The following is a 16,847-nucleotide window of genomic DNA, read 5'->3' as shown; positions in this document are numbered from 1 at the left end:
AAGTCCGTTGTTCCGGCACCCTGTACGGTCTCGGTGCGCACGGCGCACCCTGGATGCAAGCCTCAAGTTTGTGGCTTGCGATATGCGGCATCCTTTACCATCGCGGCATCTTTCGACGAGATGTCACATGTATATCTACCGACTGGTTCTGATCCTGGTAGTGGGGATCTACCTGTTCTCACCGGCCATCATGGACTGGTGGATCGACCCCAATGGCGCCTGGTATCGGCCTTATCTGCTGTGGCTGATCCTGATCGTCGTCACCTTCATTCTTCAGAGCCAACGCGATGCTGACGAGCTTTAGCCTGAGCGAACTGATCCTGATCAGCGCCGGCTATCTGCTGGTGCTGTTCGGCGTCGCCTGGGTCAGTGAACACGGCCTTATCCCCCGCTGGATCATCCGCCACCCGCTGACCTATACCCTGTCGCTGGGCGTCTATGCCAGCGCCTGGGCCTTCTACGGCACGGTGGGCCTGGCCTATCAGTACGGTTACGGTTTCCTTGCCAGTTACCTCGGCGTTTCCGGTGCCTTCCTGCTGGCACCGGTGCTGCTCTACCCGATCCTGCGCATCACCCGTACCTACCAGTTGTCATCACTGGCCGACCTGTTTGCCTTTCGCTTTCGCAGCACCTGGGCCGGCGCACTGACCACGCTGTTCATGCTGATTGGTGTACTGCCGCTGTTGGCCCTGCAGATCCAGGCGGTGGCCGACTCCATCGGCATCCTCAGCCGCGAGCCGCTGCAGGAAAAAGTGGCTCTGAGCTACTGCGGCCTGATCATCCTCTTCACCATCCTGTTCGGTGCGCGCCATATCGCCACGCGCGAGAAGCACGAGGGCCTGGTGTTCGCCATCGCCTTCGAATCGCTGGTCAAGCTGGTTGCCCTCGGCGTCATCGGCTGGTACGCGCTGTATCAGGTGTTCGGCGGCCCGCATGAGCTGGAATTGTGGCTGGTGCAGAACCAGGCGGCGCTGGCCACGCTGCACACGCCGCTGCAGGAAGGCCCGTGGCGCACCCTGCTGCTGGTGTTCTTCGCCTCGGCCATCGTCATGCCGCACATGTACCACATGACCTTCACCGAAAACCTCAATCCACGCGCCATGGTCAGCGCCAGCTGGGGCCTGCCACTGTTCCTGCTGCTGATGAGCCTGGCCGTGCCACTGATTCTCTGGGCCGGCCTCAAACTGGGCGCCACCACCAACCCGGAATATTTCACTCTGGGCCTGGGCATCGCCGTCAACAGTGAGACGCTGGCCCTGCTCGCTTACATAGGCGGGCTGTCAGCCTCCAGCGGGCTGATCATCGTCAGCACCCTGGCGCTGTCGGGCATGGCGCTGAACCACCTGGTGCTGCCGCTCTACCAGCCTCCGGCCGAGGGCAACATCTACCGCTGGCTGAAGTGGACCCGCCGTACGCTGATCGCCTGCATCATCATGGCCGGCTACGGCTTCTACCTGCTGCTCGGCGCCCAGCAGGACCTGGCCAACCTCGGTATCGTCGCCTTCGTCGCCACCCTGCAGTTCCTGCCCGGCGTGCTCTCGGTACTGTATTGGCAAACGGCCAATCGCCGCGGCTTCATCGCCGGCTTGCTGGCCGGCATCAGCGTCTGGGCACTGACCATGCTGCTGCCGCTGCTGGGCAACCTGGAAGGCTTCTACCTGCCGCTGTTCAACGTCATCTATGTGCTCGACGATGCCAGCTGGCACCTCGCAGCCATTGCCTCGCTCGCCGCCAACGTACTGGTGTTCACCCTGATGTCGCTGTTCACCGAGGCCAGCCCTGAGGAGAAGAGCGCCGCCGAAGCCTGCGCGGTGGACAACGTGCGCCGCCCGCAACGACGCGAGCTGGTCGCCGTGTCGCCGCAGGACTTCGCCGCGCAACTGGCCAAGCCACTGGGCGCCAAGACTGCCCAGCGCGAAGTGGAGCAGGCGCTGCGCGATCTGCATCTGCCCTTCGACGAGAGCCGTCCCTATGCCCTGCGCCGCCTGCGCGACCGCATCGAGGCCAACCTGTCCGGCCTGATGGGGCCGAGCGTGGCGCAGGACATCGTCGAGACCTTCCTGCCCTACAAGTCCGGCAGCGAAGGTTACGTCACCGAAGACATTCACTTCATCGAGAGCCGCCTGGAGGACTACCAGTCGCGCCTCACCGGCCTCGCCGCCGAACTCGATGCCCTGCGCCGCTACCACCGCCAGACCCTGCAGGAGCTGCCAATGGGCGTGTGCTCGCTGGCCAAGGATCAGGAGATCCTGATGTGGAACCGGGCCATGGAAGAGCTCACCAACATCCCCGCGCAGCGCATCGTCGGCTCGCGCCTGAGCACCCTGAGCGAACCCTGGCAGAGCCTGCTGCAGGACTTCATCGAACGCCCGGATCAGCACCTGCATAAACAGCACCTGGCGCTCGACGGCCAGATCCGCTGGCTCAACCTGCACAAGGCGGCCATCAACGAACCGCTGGCCCCTGGTAACAGCGGCCTGGTGCTGCTGGTCGAGGATCAGACCGAAACCCAGATGCTCGAAGACAAGCTGGTGCATTCCGAGCGCCTAGCCAGTATTGGCCGCCTGGCCGCTGGCGTGGCCCACGAGATCGGCAACCCGATCACCGGCATCGCCTGCCTGGCGCAGAACCTGCGCGAAGAGCGCGAAACCGATGCCGAGCTGACCGAAATCAGTGGGCAGATCCTCGAACAGACCAAGCGCGTCTCGCGTATCGTCCAGTCGCTGATGAGCTTCGCCCATTCCGGCAGCCACCAGCGCAGTGACGAGCCGGTATGCCTGGCCGACGTGGCGCAGGACGCCATCGGCCTGCTGTCGCTGAACAAACGCAACTTCGATATCCAGTTCTACAACCTGTGCGATCCGCAGCACTGGGCCTGCGGCGACCCGCAGCGCCTGGCCCAGGTGCTGATCAACCTGCTGTCCAACGCCCGTGATGCCTCGCCACCCGGCGGCGCCATCCGCGTGCGCAGCGAAGCCAGCGAGCACACCGTGGACCTGATCGTCGAGGACGAGGGCAGCGGTATTCCCAAGGCGATCATCGACCGCCTGTTCGAGCCCTTCTTCACCACCAAGGACCCCGGCGAAGGGACAGGCCTGGGCCTCGCGCTGGTCTATTCGATCGTGGAAGAGCATTATGGACAGATAACAATCGACAGCCCGGCTGACCCCGAGCGCCAATTGGGCACTCGAATTCGGGTCACCCTGCCAAGGCATGTCGAGGCGACGTCCGTAGCGATGTAAACAGCGAGAGAGGCTGCCAATGGCACCTCCGTGACCGTCGAGAGACCGAATTGATGCCACATATTCTTATCGTCGAAGACGAAACCATTATCCGCTCTGCCTTGCGCCGCCTGCTCGAACGCAATCAGTACCTGGTCAGCGAAGCTGGCTCGGTACAGGAAGCCCAGGAACGCTACAGCATTCCTACCTTCGACCTGATCGTCAGCGACCTGCGCCTGCCCGGGGCGCCGGGCACCGAACTGATCAAACTGGCCGAAGGCACGCCGGTGCTGATCATGACCAGCTACGCCAGCCTGCGCTCGGCGGTGGACTCGATGAAGATGGGCGCGGTCGATTACATCGCCAAGCCCTTCGATCACGACGAAATGCTGCAGGCGGTGGCGCGCATCCTGCGTGACCGCCAGGACGCCAAGAGCGCACCCGCGCCAGCTGCCACCAGCAACGCACGCAGTGGCAATACCGAGAAAATCGTCGACAACGCCAACGGCGAGATCGGCATCATCGGTTCCTGCGCGGCCATGCAGGAACTCTATAGCAAGATTCGCAAGGTCGCCCCCACCGACTCCAATGTGCTGGTGCAGGGTGAGTCCGGCACGGGCAAGGAGCTGGTGGCGCGTGCCCTGCACAACCTCTCCAGGCGCGCCAAGGCGCCGCTGATTTCGGTGAACTGCGCCGCCATTCCAGAAACCCTGATCGAGTCCGAACTGTTCGGCCACGAAAAAGGCGCCTTCACTGGCGCCAGCGCCGGGCGTGCCGGCCTGGTGGAAGCGGCCGACGGTGGCACGCTGTTCCTCGACGAAATTGGCGAACTGCCGCTGGAAGCGCAGGCGCGGCTGCTGCGCGTGCTACAGGAAGGCGAAATTCGCCGGGTCGGCTCGGTGCAGTCGCAGAAGGTCGACGTGCGCCTGATCGCCGCGACGCACCGCGATCTCAAGACCCTGGCCAAGACCGGCCAATTCCGTGAGGACCTGTATTACCGCCTGCACGTCATAGCACTCAAGCTGCCGGCGCTGCGCGAGCGCGGTAGCGACGTGACCGAGATCGCCCAGGCGTTCCTGGTGCGCCAGTACACCCGCATGGGCCGCGAGCCGTTGCGTTTCGCCCATGATGCCGAGCAAGCGATCCGCCATTACCCCTGGCCGGGTAACGTGCGCGAACTGGAAAACGCCATCGAGCGCGCAGTGATTCTCTGCGAGGGTGCGGAAATTTCCGCGGACCTGCTGGGCATCGACATTGAGCTGGACGATCTGGATGACGAGGACTTCGGCCTGCCGGCGGCAGGCGGACAGAGCAGTGGCAACAGCCACGAGCCGACCGAGGACCTGTCACTGGAGGACTACTTCCAGCACTTCGTCCTCGAACACCAGGACCACATGACCGAGACCGAGCTGGCGCGCAAGCTGGGCATCAGTCGCAAATGCCTGTGGGAGCGCCGTCAGCGCCTGGGTATTCCACGGCGTAAAACCGGCGTAACCAGCAGCCCTTGAGTTAACGCCTCGGTGACAACCTGTCTGCGCCGGGGTTCCACAGGTTGTTACCTTTTCAATATCTCGTAACAAAGGCCGGGTCTATCGGTAACGAAAATCCGGCTCCCCCTCCCCCACCCAACACCCAAACCTGCCGCAAACCCTTGATTTACAAGGAATCGCAAAAACTGGCACGGCATCTGCTTTATCTCTGGCACAACAACAATAACAAGCAATGCCCTACACAATAAGAACAAGACGTAACGACTCCAGCACAACAAGAACAACAAGGTACGGAGGCGCAGCTAACTGATTCTTTTGGAGAGGAGTTGCCGCAAGGGGTTCGCCCCAGCGACCAGGCTGAGAATAACAAAACTGCCTCAAGGCAGCGCCGGAACTGGTTGATTAAGGCAGCATCAGCGTCCAAAGAAATCCGTTTGCTATTGGCTCCCCTCTCTAGGGAGCACCCGGTAAGCCACGGTAAACCGGGAAGAGCCAACAACAAAAACAACAGGCTCTCAATAACAATAAAAAACAGCACGCACCAACTTGGGGGGGAGCTTCGGCTCCCCCAGTAGCTTCCGCCTCTCAAATCCCCGCCTGCCGCCCTTCTACACACCTTCTCCCTACACGATGCTAGAATCCGCAGTAATCATGCGGTCATCGTTTCGCATGCAGTTGAAAAACCTTGCCAAAGCAAACTGCTTTTAACGCCGTGATGCCCACGCAATTCGATTTTCAAGCGCATGCGCAGCAGGCCGACCACTACTCCAAACAGTGCATCCCATGCTGAAAAAGCTGTTCAAATCTTTCCACTCACCTCTGCGCCGTGCCCCACGCCCACGCAGCACTCCCGAAGTGCTGAACAGCAGCCAACATCCGCTCAAGCGCAACGAGATCAGCCGTCACGCCATAAGCGTGGTCGAGCGCCTGCAGAAGGCTGGCTACCAGGCCTATCTGGTCGGTGGTTGCGTTCGCGACCTGCTGCTGGATATCGACCCCAAGGATTTCGACGTCGCCACCAATGCCACGCCCGAGCAGGTGCGTGCCGAATTTCGTAACGCCCGGGTCATCGGTCGCCGCTTCAAGCTGGTGCATGTGCATTTCGGCCGTGAAATCATCGAAGTGGCCACCTTCCGTGCCAATCACCCCCAGGGCGATGAGGAAGAGAACACCAATCTGGCGTCACGCAACGAGAGCGGCCGCATCCTGCGCGACAACGTCTACGGCACCCTGGAAGACGATGCACAGCGCCGTGACTTCACCATCAACGCGCTGTACTACGATCCGACCCAGGAACACATCCTCGACTACGCCCGTGGCATGCATGATGTGCGCAACCACCTGGTGCGCCTGATCGGCGATCCGGAACAGCGTTACCTGGAAGACCCGGTGCGTATGCTGCGTGCGGTGCGCTTCGCCGCCAAGCTCGACTTCGACATCGAGAAGCACAGCGCCGCACCGATCCGTCGCCTGGCGCCGATGCTGCGCGATATTCCCTCGGCACGCCTGTTCGACGAAGTGCTCAAGCTGTTCCTCGCCGGTTACGCCGAATACACCTTCGACCTGCTGCTCGAGCACGACCTGTTCGCCCAGTTGTTCCCGGCCAGCGGTGAAGCGCTCAAACGCAATCCCGGGTACACCGAGAAGCTGATTCGTCAGGCACTGATCAACACCGACAATCGTATTCACGATGGCAAATCCGTGACGCCGGCGTTTCTCTTTGCGGCCCTGCTCTGGCCTGCATTGCCGGCACGCGTGCTGCAACTGCAGAACAAGGGCATGCCGCCGATTCCGGCGATGCAGGAAGCCGCCCACGAACTGATCGCCGAGCAGTGCCAGCGCATTGCCGTACCCAAGCGTTTCACCATCCCGATTCGCGAGATCTGGGACATGCAGGAGCGTCTGCCGCGCCGTAGCGGCAAGCGTGCCGACCTGCTGCTGGAAAACCCGCGCTTCCGCGCCGGCTACGACTTCCTCCTGCTGCGCGAACTGGCCGGCGAAGACACCGGCGGCCTGGGCCAATGGTGGACGGACTATCAGGACGCCAATGACAGCGAGCGCCGGCAGATGATTCGCGACCTCGCCGGCAAAGGCGAAGCCACCGGTAACGCGCCGCGCAAACGTCGCCGCAGCAACAACAATCGCCGCAAGCGCAGCGACGAAAGCGGCGGCGAATGATGGAACGGGTTTACATCGGCCTTGGCAGCAACCTGGCCAAGCCCCTCCAACAGCTGCGCGCGGCCTTGCAGGCCATCGCACAGTTGCCGCACAGCCAACTCCAGGCGCATTCGTCGTTCTACATCAGCGACCCACTGGGTCCGGCGGATCAGCCGCGTTACGTCAACGCCGTGGCCGCGCTGGATACCGCACTGGAGCCCTGGCAGTTGCTCGACGCGCTGCAACGCATCGAACAGGAGCAGGGTCGCGTGCGCAGGGCCGAACGCTGGGGACCGCGCACACTGGACCTGGATATCCTGCTGTTCGGTAAGCGCCTGATCGACGACGAGCGCCTGACCGTGCCGCACTACCACATGCACGCCCGCCCCTTCGTGCTCTACCCGCTGGCCGAGCTGGTCGCCGAGCTGCAGTTGCCGGACGGCCGCAGTCTCGCAGCCTTGCTGCAAGCCTGCCCCTTCAGCGGCCTGGAACGCCTGCCGGAATAAGGCAGCAAGGCCGCGCAGGCTCTAGCGTGGCATTAACGCGGTAACGCCAGTAACAGAGCGGTAACACCCGCAATTGACTTCGTGCCCCCCCATCAGGACTATAGGTGTCCCGTCGCCCTGCGCCGGGCGCACCTTTGATGCCAATCCAGGCCGGATTGCAGCCAGATAGAAGCGGTATACCGAGCCTGAGCGAGGACCTTTGAAATGCCTGACGTTACCCTGACCACCCTGCAGAGTCTCAAGCAGAACGGTGAAAAGATCGCCATGCTGACCTGCTATGACGCCACCTACGCCCATGCGGCCTGCCAAGCGGGTGTCGACGTGTTGCTGGTCGGCGACTCCCTGGGCATGGTTCTGCAGGGGCATGACAGCACCCTGCCGGTCAGCGTCGAGGACATGGCCTATCACACTGCCTGCGTGAAGCGCGGCAACCAGGGTGCACTGATCCTCACCGACCTGCCATTCATGGCCTATGCCACCACCGAACAGGCGCTGCACAACAGCGCCCGGTTGATGCAGGCCGGCGCCCATATGGTCAAACTCGAAGGTGCCGGCTGGCTGGCTGAGCCGATTCGCCTGCTGGCAGAACGTGGCGTGCCGGTGTGCGCGCACCTGGGGCTGACCCCGCAAGCGGTGAACATCCTCGGCGGCTACAAGGTGCAGGGCCGCCAGGAAGCACAGGCGCGGCAGATGCGTGCCGACGCCATGGCCCTGGAGCAGGCCGGCGCCTCCATGCTGCTGCTGGAATGCGTGCCGAGCGAACTGGCTGCGGAAATTACCCAGGCGGTGAAGATTCCGGTGATCGGCATCGGTGCCGGCAGCGCCACCAACGGTCAGGTATTGGTGCAGCACGACATGCTCGGCCTGTCGCTGTCGGGCCGTGCGCCGAAGTTCGTGCGCAACTTCATGGAGGGCCAGAGCAGCATTCAGGGCGCCTTCAGCGCTTACGTTCAGGCGGTCAAGGACGGCAGCTTCCCCGCCGCCGAGCATGGGTTCTCCGCATGAACATGGTAAAAACCCTGCGCGAGCTGCGCGCGGCCATTGCCCAGGCACGTGCCGAGGGCAAGCAGATCGGCTTCGTGCCGACCATGGGCAACCTCCACGCCGGCCACGTCTCGCTGGTACAGATTGCCGCCCAGCGCGCCGACTTCGTGGTTGCCAGCATCTTCGTCAACCCGCTGCAGTTCGGCGCGGGTGAAGACCTGGACAAATACCCACGCACCCTCGCCGCCGACCAGGAAAAACTGCTGGCGGCAGGCTGTCACCTGCTGTTTCACCCCGATGTCGCGGAAATCTACCCACATGGCATGGGTGACCAGACCCGCGTCAGCGTTCCCGGTGTTTCCGAAGGCCTCTGCGGCGCCAGCCGTCCGGGGCATTTCGAAGGCGTGGCGACGGTGGTGACCAAGCTGTTCAACATGGTCCAGCCTGATCTGGCCGTGTTCGGCGAAAAGGACTACCAGCAACTGGCGGTAATCCGCGCGCTGGTGCAGGACCTGAACATGCCGATCCAGATCATCGGCGCGCCGACTCAACGCGCCGAGGACGGCCTCGCGCTGTCATCGCGTAACGGCTACCTCAGCGACGAACAACGCGCCACCGCCCCAGCGCTGTATCGAGGCCTGCAAACGATTGCCGAGGAACTGCGCCGTGGCGCTCGCGACTACGCACGGCTTATCGAGACTACTCAGGCGCAACAGCGTACCGCTGGTTTCATCCCCGATTATCTGGAAATCCGCAACGCGGTGAATCTGCGTCCGGCCCAGGTCGACGACCATCACCTGGTGATTCTGACCGCCGCACAGCTAGGTAGCACCCGTCTGATCGACAATCTGGTGGTTGAACTGCCACGCCAGTAGCTGCCTGCAAAGGCAGCCGGTTACACTCTCAAAGGCCCGGATCGATCCGGGCCTTTTGCTTTTGTGGATCAGGAGCTCCGATGGCCTATTACCAGCAGCCTCACGACGTCACCACCCTGCCCGCCTGGCAGGCCCTGCAGCAACATCGTGCCGAGATGGCCGGTTTCAGCATGCGCGAGGCCTTTGCAGCGGATACAAGGCGCTACCAGCGATTTTCTCTCGACAGCTGCGGGCTGCTGCTGGATTACTCGAAGAACCTGATCGATGAACGCGGCCTCGAGCTGCTGATCCAGCTGGCTGATCAGGCCGGCCTGCACCAGTCCATCGCCGCCCTGTACAACGGCGAGCGGGTCAATGCCTCGGAAGACCGCGCCGCACTGCATACCGCCTTGCGTAGCCCGATCGGCCGCCGCCTGCTGCTCGATGGCAACGACATCATCCCCGAGGTCCATCGCGTCCTGAACCAGGTCACCGAACTGGTCAGCCGCATTCACAGCGGCCTGTGGCGCGGTTACAGCGAAAAGCCGATCAAGGAAGTGGTCAACATCGGCATCGGCGGCTCCTTCCTCGGCCCACAACTGGTGTCCGAAGCACTGCGTCCGTTCACCCAACGCGGTGTGCGCTGCCACTACCTGGCCAATATCGACGGCAGCGAATTCCGCGAACTGACCGCCCGCCTCGACCCGGAAACCACCCTGTTCATCGTTTCCAGCAAGTCGTTCGGCACCCTGGAAACCCTCAAGAACACCCTGGCCGCGCGCGACTGGTACCTGGCCATGGGTGGCCCGGAAGAAGAGTTGCACCGCCACTTCATTGCCGTCACCAGCAACCGCAAGGCCGCCATCGAGTTCGGTATCGGCGAAGAAAACATCTTCCCCATGTGGGACTGGGTCGGCGGGCGTTACTCACTGTGGTCGGCCATCGGCCTGCCCATCGCCCTGGCCATCGGCGTGTCCAACTTCAAGGAACTGCTGGCCGGCGCCTACGCCATGGACCAGCATTTCACCCAGGCACCGCTGGCCGAGAATATGCCGGTGCTGATGGCCCTGCTGGGCATCTGGTATACCAATTTCTGGGGCGCGCAGAGCCACGCGATCCTGCCCTACGATCACTACCTGCGTAATTTCACCAAGCACCTGCAACAGCTGGACATGGAGTCCAACGGCAAGAGCGTGCGCCAGGACGGTAGCGAACTGAACATCGCTACAGGGCCGATCATCTGGGGCGGCGTCGGCTGCAACGGTCAGCATGCCTACCACCAATTGCTGCACCAGGGCCGTCTGCTGGTACCGGCGGACTTCATCGTCCCGGTCAACAGCTACAACCCGCTGTCCGACCATCACCAGTGGCTGTTCGCCAACTGCCTGTCGCAGGCCCAAGCGCTGATGCAGGGCAAGACGCGTGAGGAGGCCGAGGCCGAACTGCGTGCCAGGGGCATGCCAGAAGCCGAAGTACAGCGGCTGGCGCCGCACAAGGTGATTCCCGGCAACCGTCCGAGCAATATCCTGGTAATGAACCGCATCGCGCCGTTCGAGCTGGGCGCACTGGTGGCCCTGTACGAGCACAAGGTCTTCGTGCAGAGCGCCATCTGGGGCATCAACGCCTTCGACCAATGGGGCGTGGAGCTGGGCAAGGAGATGGGCAAGGAGGTCTATCAGCGCCTGACCGGCCAGGTCGACAGCAGCGCCTCGGATGCCTCGACCCAGGGCCTGATCGACCACTTCCGCGAGCGCCATCGCGGCTGATCCATCGCCATTCGCGCCACCCGGCACCTGAGAGCCGGGCGGCGCTGTACTGGCCCACTGAATACCCCCTTGAACCAAGCACCTGCTTGGGTGCACCCTTGTGATTGTTGCGGACAAACAATTACAAGGACCCCGCCATGTTCGAGATCACCCGCCATCCCGTGCCAGATGCCGTGCGCCAGCGTGCGCACCTGGATAACGACGCCTATCTGCGCCTGTACCAGCAGTCCGTCGAGCAATCCGAAACCTTCTGGGCCGAGCAGGCCAAGGCCTTCCTCAGCTGGTTCAAGCCCTGGGATCAGGTGCACGCCAGCGATCTGCAGCTGGGCCACGCCGAATGGTTCAAGGGCGGCCAGCTCAACGTCGCCTACAACTGCATCGATCGCCACTTGGAAAAACGTGGCGAACAGATCGCCATCATCTGGGAAGGCGATAACCCGGCCGAGTCGGCGCACATCACCTACAACAAGCTGCACCACAACGTCAGTCGCCTGGCCAACGTACTGAAAAGCTGTGGCGTGAAGAAGGGCGACCGGGTGTGCATCTACATGCCGATGATCCCCGAAGCGGCCTACGCCATGCTCGCCTGCGCACGCATCGGCGCCGTGCATTCGGTGGTGTTCGGCGGTTTCTCGCCCGATGCCCTGCGTGACCGCATTCTCGATGCCGACTGCCGCACGGTGATCACTGCCGATGAAGGCGTGCGCGGCGGCAAGTACGTTGCGCTGAAGAACAACGTCGACAAGGCCCTGCAGAGCTGCCCGGACGTGTCCACCGTGGTAGTGGTCGAGCGCACCCAGGGTGACGTCGCCTGGGTGGAAGGCCGCGACCTCTGGTACCACCAGGCACTCAAGGACGTCAGCGCGGATTGCCCGGCCGAGCCGATGGACGCCGAGGATCCGTTGTTCATCCTCTACACCTCGGGCAGCACCGGTAAACCCAAGGGCGTGCTGCACACCACCGGCGGTTACCTGCTCGGCGCGGCGATGACCCACAAGTACGTGTTCGACTACCACGAGGGCGACATCTACTGGTGCACCGCCGATGTCGGCTGGGTCACCGGGCACAGCTACATCGTCTACGGCCCGCTGGCCAACGCCGCCACCACGCTGATGTTCGAAGGCGTGCCCAACTACCCGGACGCCTCGCGCTTCTGGCAGGTAATCGACAAGCATCAGGTCAACACCTTCTACACCGCGCCCACGGCCCTGCGCGCGCTGATGCGCGAGGGTGAAGGGCCGGTCAAGAGCACCTCGCGCAGCAGCCTACGCCTGCTCGGCACGGTGGGCGAGCCGATCAACCCTGAAGCCTGGGAGTGGTATTTCCATGTGGTTGGCGACATGCGCTGCCCCATTGTCGACACCTGGTGGCAGACCGAGACCGGCTCGATCCTGATCACCCCGTTGCCCGGGGCCACCGACCTGAAGCCCGGCTCGGCCACGCGCCCCTTCTTCGGCGTACAGCCAGTGCTGCTCGACGAGCAGGGCAAGGAGATCGAGGGCCCTGGCAGCGGCGTGCTGGCGATCAAGGCCAGCTGGCCGAGCCAGATCCGCAGCGTCTATGGCGATCACCAGCGCATGATCGACACCTACTTCAAGCCCTACCCCGGCTACTACTTCACCGGCGACGGCGCACGCCGCGACGAGGACGGCTACTACTGGATCACCGGCCGCGTCGACGACGTGATCAACGTATCCGGGCACCGCATCGGCACTGCCGAAGTGGAGAGCGCGCTGGTGTTGCACGATGCCGTGGCCGAAGCCGCCGTGGTCGGCTATCCGCATGATGTGAAGGGCCAGGGCATCTACGCCTACGTCACCCTGATGAATGATCAGGAGCCCTCCGACGAGCTGAAGAAGGATTTGCTCAGCCTGGTCGGCAAGGAGATCGGCAGCTTCGCCAAGCCGGAGCTGATCCAGTGGGCGCCCGGCCTGCCCAAGACCCGCTCGGGCAAGATCATGCGGCGTATCCTGCGCAAGATCGCCTGCAACGAACTGGAAAACATGGGCGACACCTCGACCCTGGCCGACCCCAGCGTGGTCGACAGCCTGATCGATCAGCGCCTCAACCGCTGAGCCTCGCGCCCGGCCTGAAAGGGCCGGGCGCATCTTGTCTTGTGCCTGCCAAGCGCCGACACTGCGCGCCATGGAAAGCCTACGTCGTCAGATCGAAAAACAGGTGCACAGCCTCACCGGCGCCTCGCTGGGCGTGCTCGACCTCGACCAGCCGCGCGGGGATGCTGGCCTGTTCGGCCCCGAGTCGATGGTCTGGGAAGTCCACGCCGACTTCAGCGCGATGATGGTCGGCGGCATCTCCGCCCTGCTCCTGCAGATGCTTCACCCACTGGCACTGGCCGGGGTGTGGGATCACTCGACCTTTCGCCAGGACATGCTCGGCCGTCTGCGCCGCACCAGCCTGTTCATCGCCGGCACCACCTATGGCGGCCTGCACGATGCCGAACAGCTGATCGACAAGGTGCGCCGCATCCACCTGCAGGTGGTCGGTCATGCGCCGGATGGCCGTCCTTACGCCGCCAGCGATCCCGAGCTGCTGACCTGGGTGCATGTCTCCGAGGTCAGCCAGTTCCTCGCCGGCTACCTGCGCTACGTCGACCCGCAGTTGCCGCAGGCCGAACAGGATCGCTACTACCGCGAAGTGGCGCTGATCGCCGAGCGCCTCGGCGCGCAGGACGTGCCCAAATCGGCGCAGGCCATCGCCGATTATCTGCAACGCATGCGCCCGCAGCTGCTCTGCGATGCGCGCACGCGCGAAGTGGTGCGCCTGCTGTACGACGCGCCGATGCCCAGCCTGCTCGCCAAGCCCTTCGGCGGCCTGATGATGCAGGCCGGTGTCGACCTGCTGCCGGACTGGGCCAGCGACCTGCTCGGCGAACACCAGGCCGCCTGGCGCCGCCCGCTGATCCGCGCCAGCGTGCAGCGTACCGCCAACCTGCTGCGCTGGGCCGTACGCAACAGCGCCGCGCAGCGCGCCCGTCGCCGTCTGTTGCCTGACTCATAAGGCGAGCGCTCCCTCGGGCAGCGGCTTTTCTTGATAAACTGCCACTCTTTCCTACCCCGAGATGCCGCGCATGCCCGCTCTTGATCAGGCGCTGCGCGCCGCCCTCGACGACCGTGAAAACCTGCTTAGCCAATTGCACTCGCAAGACACCTACTGCTATCGCCTGTTCCATGGCACGCAGGAAGGCGCACCTGGCCTGACCGTCGATCGCTACGGCCCGCAACTGCTGGTGCAGAGCTTCCACCAACCGCTGGAGCATGACGCCCTGCTGCAACTGGCCGATCAGATTCAGGAAAGGCTCGGCCAGCCCCTGCTGCTGGTCTACAACGACCGCTCGAAAAGCCATTCGCGCATCAACCGCAACCCCGAACTGCATCAGGCCGAGGCGGCTGCCCTGGAGGATCTGGTCGGCCAGGAATGGGGCCTGAATTACCGGGTGCGCGGTCGCCATGCCGGACAGGACCCGCTGCTATTTCTCGACCTGCGCAATGCACGCGGCTGGGTCAAGGCCAACAGCGCAGGCAAATCCGTACTCAACCTGTTCGCCTATACCTGCGGTGTTGGCCTGTGCGCGGCGGCGGGCGGTGCCCGTGAAGTGGTCAACCTGGACTTCGCCGAAGGCAACCTGGCAGTCGGCCGCGAGAACGCCGCGCTCAATCCCGGGCTGCCGACCATGCAGTTCATCCAGAGCGACTACTTCCCAGCCATCCGCCAACTTCGCCGACTTCAGCCTGACCCCCAGCTTCGCCACTGCCGTTCAGCAAATGAACGGGCGCATCGGTGTACTCGACAACCAGAAGCCGCAAGCCGCCAGCGTCGATATCCAGGGCAAGGTCGACCGCTACGCGCCAATGAGCATCAAGGGCAAGCTGACGCCATTCGATCCGCTCAACAGCCTGGATATCGCTACCAGCTTCAAGAATGTCGAGCTGACCACCATCACCCCCTATTCCGGCAAGTTCGCCGGCTATCGCATCCGCAAGGGTCGCCTCAACCTCGACCTGCACTACCGCATCGAGAAAGGCCAGCTCAATGCCGAGAACAAGGTGCTGGTGGAGAACCTGCAACTGGGCGAGCGTGTCGACAGCCCGGATGCTGTCGACCTGCCGATTCGCCTGGCAGTCGCCCTGCTCAAGGACACCCAGGGCCGTATCGCCATCGAGTTGCCGGTACAGGGTGATCTTAACAATCCGCAGTTCAGCGTCATGCCCATCGTCTGGCAGACCTTGCGCAATCTGGTGTTGCGCTCGGCCCAGGCGCCGTTCAAGTTCATCGCCGGGTTGGTCGGTGGCAGCAATGTCGACCTCAGCACCGTGCCGTTCGTCGCCGGCTCTGCGGAGCTGCAGGGCGACGCGCGCCAGGCCCTGGACACGCTGGCCAAAGCGCTTGAGGAGCGCCCGAATCTGCGTCTGGAGGTAGAAGGCCAGGCCGCACAGAATGCCGACGGCCCGCTGCTGGCCGAACAGCGCCTGCAGCGCGAATTTCGCGAAACCTGGTACAAGGTGCTGCAACGCCGTGGTGACAGGGTACCGGCCAGTCCCGATGAGCTAACGGTCGCTGAGGACGAACAGGCCGCCCTGCTCGAAGGCATCTATCGCACCCGCCTCAAGCAGCAGCCACCGGCCGAATGGGCCGAAATGGACAAAGAGCAGCGCCAGCAGAACATGCGCAAGGCGGTGCTGGACTCCTGGGCGCAAAGCAAGCTGCTGCTGCGCCAACTGGCTCAGCAACGCGCTGCAACGATCAAGGATTATCTGGTTGAACAAGGCGGGTTGTACGATGAACGTGTCTACCTGATCGATGCCAACCTGGGTGAGCCAGAAGCCGACGGTCGCGTGCTCACCACCCTGCACCTGGACAGCCAATGATCATGCGCAGCTTATCCATCATCACGCTCACTACCCTGGTTGCCGGCCTGATCAGCATCAGCGCGCAGGCCGACACGCTGCGTTGCGGCAGCACCCTAGTCAGCCTTGGCGACCGTCCGTTCGAGGTCGAGCGCAAATGTGGCGCGCCGGTGCACCGTGACCCGGTCGGCTACACCCTGGGCTCCTATGACCGTCGTGAGTACATGATCGAGGAATGGGTATACGGCCCGAGCAATGGCATGCTCAGCATCCTGCGCTTCGAGGGTAACCGTCTGACCGCCATCGAACGTCGTCGCGAACGCTGAACAGGAGGTTCTCATGCGCAAACTCAGCTGTCTGCTCAGCCTGCTCTGCCTGCCCCTGATGGCCGAGGCGTCCTCCACCTATCGCTGCGGTAGCGCTCTGGTCAGCAAGGCAGCACCCACCACAGAGGTGCTGAACAAATGTGGCGAACCTTCCAGCCGCACTTTTCTCGGTTACAAGGAAGTGGTCGATAGCTACGGTTTTCGCAACGAGGTGAGTGTCGAGGAATGGGTCTACGGCCCGAAAAGCGGCATGTACCACTTTCTACGCTTCGAGGGCGGCCGCCTGACCGAAGTACGCAGCAAGCGCGGTAGCTGACGTAACACTGCATGCAGGGCGCACGCTCCTGAAGCATCTCGAGCACCCGGCACAAAAAATCAAGGCCCCGCCGGTCACACCGGCGGGGCCTTCGGTCGCGGTAGGGACGGCAGTTACGTAACCGCTCCATAAACCCCGTCCTGGCGGACGGGTTTTTTCAGGAAGCAGAGGCAGAAGCTGGCGAGCAGTTCCACGGCAGCAGCGCTTCGTAATCCTCGACGCTACTGGCGGTCGGCAGGCGTTCAAGGATGTGGCGCAACCAGGCGTAAGGCTCTTGCCCGTTGGCTTTGGCAGTTTCGATCAGGCTGTAGATCTGCGCGCTGGCGGTAGCGCCTTTCGGCGTGTCGCTGAACAGCCAGTTC

14 protein-coding genes and 1 pseudogene are annotated in these 16,847 nt (G+C 63.2%); 14 read left to right on the top strand and 1 reads right to left on the bottom strand.

Annotated features, from left to right (window positions below; genetic code table 11):
• Positions 1-127: 127 nt before the first annotated feature.
• The 14 genes and pseudogenes from PSOLE_RS19480 (at position 128) to PSOLE_RS19415 (ending at position 16,485) form a co-directional block, all read left to right on the top strand.
• Complete coding sequence (locus tag PSOLE_RS19480; protein ID WP_003244646.1) at positions 128-304, top strand: hypothetical protein; 177 nt, start codon at positions 128-130, stop codon at positions 302-304.
• Entirely contained in the window at positions 288-3,242 is a 2,955-nt protein-coding gene (locus PSOLE_RS19475; RefSeq protein WP_074859679.1) for a sensor histidine kinase, read from the top strand. Before PSOLE_RS19480 ends, PSOLE_RS19475 begins: the two co-directional genes overlap by 17 nt.
• A 53-nt stretch (positions 3,243-3,295) precedes the next feature.
• Positions 3,296-4,729 carry a sigma-54-dependent transcriptional regulator gene (locus PSOLE_RS19470; protein WP_074859677.1) on the top strand — a complete coding sequence of 478 codons (1,434 nt, stop codon included), beginning with the start codon at positions 3,296-3,298 and terminating at the stop codon, positions 4,727-4,729.
• Positions 4,730-5,494: 765 nt separating this feature from the next.
• Entirely contained in the window at positions 5,495-6,889 is a 1,395-nt protein-coding gene (locus PSOLE_RS19465; protein WP_004424356.1) for a polynucleotide adenylyltransferase PcnB, read from the top strand.
• On the top strand, positions 6,886-7,374 hold the full coding sequence (gene folK / locus PSOLE_RS19460) for a 2-amino-4-hydroxy-6-hydroxymethyldihydropteridine diphosphokinase (RefSeq protein WP_004424358.1): 489 nt from the start codon (positions 6,886-6,888) through the stop codon (positions 7,372-7,374). The genes PSOLE_RS19465 and folK overlap by 4 nt, the downstream gene beginning before the upstream one ends.
• A gap of 204 nt (positions 7,375-7,578) precedes the next feature.
• On the top strand, positions 7,579-8,379 hold the full coding sequence (gene panB / locus PSOLE_RS19455) for a 3-methyl-2-oxobutanoate hydroxymethyltransferase (protein WP_004424360.1): 801 nt from the start codon (positions 7,579-7,581) through the stop codon (positions 8,377-8,379).
• Positions 8,376-9,233 (top strand): pantoate--beta-alanine ligase, encoded by an 858-nt coding sequence (gene panC / locus PSOLE_RS19450; protein WP_004424363.1) that lies wholly within the window; start codon positions 8,376-8,378, stop codon positions 9,231-9,233. The genes panB and panC overlap by 4 nt, the downstream gene beginning before the upstream one ends.
• Before the next feature lie 80 nt (positions 9,234-9,313).
• Positions 9,314-10,978 (top strand): glucose-6-phosphate isomerase, encoded by a 1,665-nt coding sequence (gene pgi, locus PSOLE_RS19445; protein WP_074859674.1) that lies wholly within the window; start codon positions 9,314-9,316, stop codon positions 10,976-10,978.
• Between the two features lie 137 nt (positions 10,979-11,115).
• Positions 11,116-13,053: an acetate--CoA ligase gene (gene acs / locus PSOLE_RS19440; RefSeq protein ID WP_074859671.1), complete on the top strand. Its 1,938-nt coding sequence runs from the start codon at positions 11,116-11,118 to the stop codon at positions 13,051-13,053.
• Between the two features lie 70 nt (positions 13,054-13,123).
• Positions 13,124-13,996 (top strand): oxygenase MpaB family protein, encoded by an 873-nt coding sequence (locus tag PSOLE_RS19435; protein ID WP_074859668.1) that lies wholly within the window; start codon positions 13,124-13,126, stop codon positions 13,994-13,996.
• 61 nt (positions 13,997-14,057) lie between these two features.
• Positions 14,058-14,663 (top strand): annotated as a pseudogene (locus PSOLE_RS19430) (class I SAM-dependent methyltransferase); the annotation flags it as partial.
• Complete coding sequence (locus PSOLE_RS19425) at positions 14,554-15,864, top strand: DUF748 domain-containing protein (protein ID WP_442873404.1); 1,311 nt, start codon at positions 14,554-14,556, stop codon at positions 15,862-15,864. The pseudogene PSOLE_RS19430 and the gene PSOLE_RS19425, both read left to right, overlap by 110 nt.
• Positions 15,861-16,169, top strand: coding sequence for a DUF2845 domain-containing protein (locus PSOLE_RS19420; protein WP_004424376.1), 309 nt, complete (start codon positions 15,861-15,863; stop codon positions 16,167-16,169). Before PSOLE_RS19425 ends, PSOLE_RS19420 begins: the two co-directional genes overlap by 4 nt.
• Before the next feature lie 13 nt (positions 16,170-16,182).
• Positions 16,183-16,485, top strand: coding sequence for a DUF2845 domain-containing protein (locus PSOLE_RS19415; RefSeq protein ID WP_074859663.1), 303 nt, complete (start codon positions 16,183-16,185; stop codon positions 16,483-16,485).
• Positions 16,486-16,642: 157 nt separating this feature from the next.
• On the opposite strand, the gene PSOLE_RS19410 is transcribed toward PSOLE_RS19415, so the two are convergent.
• On the bottom strand, positions 16,643-16,847 hold a 205-nt coding region (locus PSOLE_RS19410; protein ID WP_140418993.1), incomplete at its 5' end, for a transposase domain-containing protein.

This window comes from Pseudomonas oleovorans subsp. oleovorans, from assembly GCF_002197815.1.
GTDB classification, from domain to species: domain Bacteria; phylum Pseudomonadota; class Gammaproteobacteria; order Pseudomonadales; family Pseudomonadaceae; genus Aquipseudomonas; species Aquipseudomonas oleovorans.
The sequence above is the reverse complement of the archived record's forward strand: the minus strand, read 5'-3'. Positions and strand labels throughout refer to the sequence as shown.

Coding starts and splice junctions, on each gene's coding strand:
- PSOLE_RS19480 (WP_003244646.1), top strand. CDS start 128: ATGTATATCTACCGACTGGTTCTGATCCTGGTAGTGGGGATCTACCTG.
- PSOLE_RS19435 (WP_074859668.1), top strand. CDS start 13,124: ATGGAAAGCCTACGTCGTCAGATCGAAAAACAGGTGCACAGCCTCACC.
- panC (WP_004424363.1), top strand. CDS start 8,376: ATGAACATGGTAAAAACCCTGCGCGAGCTGCGCGCGGCCATTGCCCAG.
- PSOLE_RS19465 (WP_004424356.1), top strand. CDS start 5,495: ATGCTGAAAAAGCTGTTCAAATCTTTCCACTCACCTCTGCGCCGTGCC.
- PSOLE_RS19420 (WP_004424376.1), top strand. CDS start 15,861: ATGATCATGCGCAGCTTATCCATCATCACGCTCACTACCCTGGTTGCC.
- acs (WP_074859671.1), top strand. CDS start 11,116: ATGTTCGAGATCACCCGCCATCCCGTGCCAGATGCCGTGCGCCAGCGT.
- pgi (WP_074859674.1), top strand. CDS start 9,314: ATGGCCTATTACCAGCAGCCTCACGACGTCACCACCCTGCCCGCCTGG.
- PSOLE_RS19415 (WP_074859663.1), top strand. CDS start 16,183: ATGCGCAAACTCAGCTGTCTGCTCAGCCTGCTCTGCCTGCCCCTGATG.
- PSOLE_RS19470 (WP_074859677.1), top strand. CDS start 3,296: ATGCCACATATTCTTATCGTCGAAGACGAAACCATTATCCGCTCTGCC.
- panB (WP_004424360.1), top strand. CDS start 7,579: ATGCCTGACGTTACCCTGACCACCCTGCAGAGTCTCAAGCAGAACGGT.
- folK (WP_004424358.1), top strand. CDS start 6,886: ATGATGGAACGGGTTTACATCGGCCTTGGCAGCAACCTGGCCAAGCCC.
- PSOLE_RS19475 (WP_074859679.1), top strand. CDS start 288: ATGCTGACGAGCTTTAGCCTGAGCGAACTGATCCTGATCAGCGCCGGC.